A 3,171-nucleotide genomic window follows, 5' to 3' on the forward strand; every position below is an offset into this window, starting at 1 on the left:
AATTATAATACATATTATTTATAATAATAAGAAAATAGCGTAATTAAGTAAAGAAATTATTATACACTATAAGTATTAATGTAATCATGGGGAGAATCTAATGCATAATATTAATGAGTTTATTAAACTTTTGGAGAAACAAGAACTTAATTTTTTAGAAAAGATTAATAACTCTAACTCTTTAGATGATAAAGTGTTAATTCTTACTCATACAATTTGTGAACAATATCTTACTAATTACTTTTTAGTAAATTATCTAAAAGATCGTAATAAAGATATATAATATGCCTTATAAACGATTCTTTGCTAAGTAATTTTATTAAAAATAAGATGCTTATCTTCTAGTTTTAGATTTCTGTTGCGGTTTATGATTACCTATTGTCATATTATTTAATTGCCAATAAATAGCTGTTTTTGCTATGTTTTGATTATATTTAGCATAATCAAAAGCGGTTTTATTATTCTTATCCCTTAGCTTAATATCTATATTTTTTAAAGCTAATAAAAACTCTAATACTTTAGGATTACTATTATATCTTGTAGCATACATTAGGGCGGTTTTACCATTACCGTCTATAGTATTAGGATTTGCTTTTGATCTAATTAATAATGCTAGAATATCAGTATTAGTAGATAATTGAGCAGCATACATTAGGGCGGTTTTTCCATTGTTATCAGCTGTTTCTATATTTATTCTAGCATTAATTAAATTTCTTACATATCTTAGATTATTCTGAGAAATAGCATACATTAAGGCATTTCCTCCGGTTTGACTTTGATAATTAATATCAAAGATTTTTCTTTTTCCTATAAAAAATCTTAAAATCTCCGGATTTTTATTAAAAACCGCTGCAATAATAGGAGATATCCCCATATTATCTACTGCTTTACTATCTATACCATTCTTGATTAAGATATTAATATTAGCAATTCCTGAGGAATACCTAGCTGCTATAATCAGTGCATTTTCTCCTGAATTATTTAAAGCATTGATGCTTGCATCATTTTTAATTATTTGCCGTAGTACTGCAGTAGAAGCATTATACATTATTGCATAATGTAGAGCAGTATTACCCTCAGCATCTTTAGTATTAATATCTATATCTGTTGTAATAATCTTAACTATTACTACAGGATTAAGCTTATTTTCTAAAGCATACATTAAAATATTTTTACGATTACTCTCAATAGTATTTTCTAAATCAGAATATTTAATTAATAACTCTATAATTTTATTACTAGCTAATCTCTGTACCGCATAAAATAAAGGAGTTAATCCTTGTTGATTAGTTGTATTAATTACACTAACATTCTGTTGTATTAAAAATTTTAAAGTAGAGTAGTTATTATCACGAATTAATTCAAAAACAAACTCCTTATTTTTTTCTTTAATTATGGGTAAAGTTTTATTTCTCTTGGTCGAGCTAGGGGCTTTTTCTTTAGTTTGCGATCTTTTAGTTTTTCTATCAGAAGATCTCCTGCTTGACCTCTCTTTAGTAATGCTAGATTCAGCTACATTGTTCGCTCTTTTATTTATATCAGGAGATCTCCTGCTTGACCTCTCATTAGTAATGCTAGATTCAGCTACATTATCAAATTTAATTCTTTCTCTATTGCCCCAAGCTAGAGAACTTTCTACAATTATAAATAAACTTATTATAAAAAAAAGAGTCTTGCACATACTTATCATATTAATTGCTTAAATCATTTAATTTCCAATAAACAGGTGTATTAACTAGTTTAGAATTACCCCTGGCATAGTCAATTGCTGTATAACCTTTATTATCTTTAGCATTTACATCTATTTTAACTGCAATTAAAGCCTTAAGCACTTCTTGATTGCTATTACCTAAAGCCGCAGCCATTAAAGCATTAAATCCGGCTCTATTGCTATATAAAGGATTTATCTGCGTTTGTAATAATAACTTGATAACCTCAGAATTATTATTGTATTGTGCCGCTAACATTAAAGCATTATAACCTTGTTTATCATTTATTGTAATATCTATATTTTCTTTTAATAAATAATTAATAACCTTAGGATTATTATTATTTTTAGCTGCTACCATGAGGGCATTCTGCCCCATATGATTTTGCAAATTAAGATTAGCTTTAGCACTAATAAGAAATGCTAAACCATTTATGTTCTTATTGTATTTTGCTGCTAATAATAAAGCACTATCTCCGTTTTTATCCTGGGTATTAATATCATTAAATCCCTTTTTTGATATTAATCTTAACATGGTTATATTTTCAGATTTTGCAGCTAACATTAATGGGGTTTGCAGTATAGAAGTTTTTACAGCAGTATCTACACCTAATGTAAGTAATAATTCTAATACTTTAGTATTATTATGAAATTCAGCCGCAAGTAATAAAGAATTATAAGAATCTTTTGCTCTATAATTTACCGTTGCTCCGGCTTTTATTAAAGCTTCTATTATAGCAATAGATTTATTAAATTTTATTGCTAACATTAATGAATTATATCCGTTTTCATCTTTATCATTAACATTACTTCCTACTATGAGTAATTCTTTGATTATCTCAACTCTATTATTAGTAGTAACCCCTAACATTAGAGCTGTAAAGCCATCTTCATTTTTAATATCTACCTTGGCAAGCTCATCTACTAACAAGCTAATTATTTCTTTATTATCATTATATTGTGCAGCAAACATTATAGCAGTTTTACCGCTATTATTCACAGCATTAATCAAAGCTTTTGCTTTAATAATAACTTTAATAATTTCTATATTATTAGAGAATGATACCCCATACATTAAAGAATTATTCCCATTATTATCTTTAACGTTTACATCTGCCCCTTTCTCTATTAAAGTCGTAATAAACTCTAAACTTTCTTGATTTTCTATTGCCTGCATTAAGATATTTTTCCCTAAATTATCAACCGCATTTATATCAGTATACTTCACATCTGCCGGTTTATCCTTAATAAGAGCCTTTGGTAAGATAGGTTTAGGAAAATCTAATATCTTAGGCATTGTTTTGGGCAGTACTTTGGGTATAATTTTAGGAATAGTATCAATGATATCATCATATTTACCTGCAAGATAGCCCTTATTATCCATTACATTACTATAGATTTTAGAGATCTTATACTCTCTATTTTCTCTATAGGTTTTTACAGAGATAAACACTACTCCAAAA

At 27.3% G+C, this 3,171-nt stretch carries 3 protein-coding genes; 1 reads left to right on the top strand and 2 read right to left on the bottom strand.

Going from position 1 to position 3,171, the window contains the following annotated elements:
- The first annotated feature begins 100 nt into the window (after nt 1-100).
- On the top strand, nt 101-283 hold the full coding sequence (locus tag ACQCX0_RS01100; protein ID WP_462562269.1) for a hypothetical protein: 183 nt from the start codon (nt 101-103) through the stop codon (nt 281-283).
- 51 nt (nt 284-334) lie between these two features.
- On the opposite strand, the gene ACQCX0_RS01105 is transcribed toward ACQCX0_RS01100, so the two are convergent.
- On the bottom strand, nt 335-1,681 hold the full coding sequence (locus tag ACQCX0_RS01105; protein WP_462562271.1) for an ankyrin repeat domain-containing protein: 1,347 nt from the start codon (nt 1,679-1,681) through the stop codon (nt 335-337).
- Between the two features lie 10 nt (nt 1,682-1,691).
- Nucleotides 1,692-3,171, bottom strand: a 1,480-nt coding sequence (locus ACQCX0_RS01110; RefSeq protein ID WP_462562273.1) for an ankyrin repeat domain-containing protein, incomplete at its 5' end; no start/stop codon positions are given.

The organism is Candidatus Hepatincolaceae symbiont of Strigamia maritima, from assembly GCF_055505085.1.

Coding starts and splice junctions, on each gene's coding strand:
- ACQCX0_RS01100 (WP_462562269.1), top strand. CDS start 101: ATGCATAATATTAATGAGTTTATTAAACTTTTGGAGAAACAAGAACTT.
- ACQCX0_RS01105 (WP_462562271.1), bottom strand. CDS start 1,681: ATGTGCAAGACTCTTTTTTTTATAATAAGTTTATTTATAATTGTAGAA.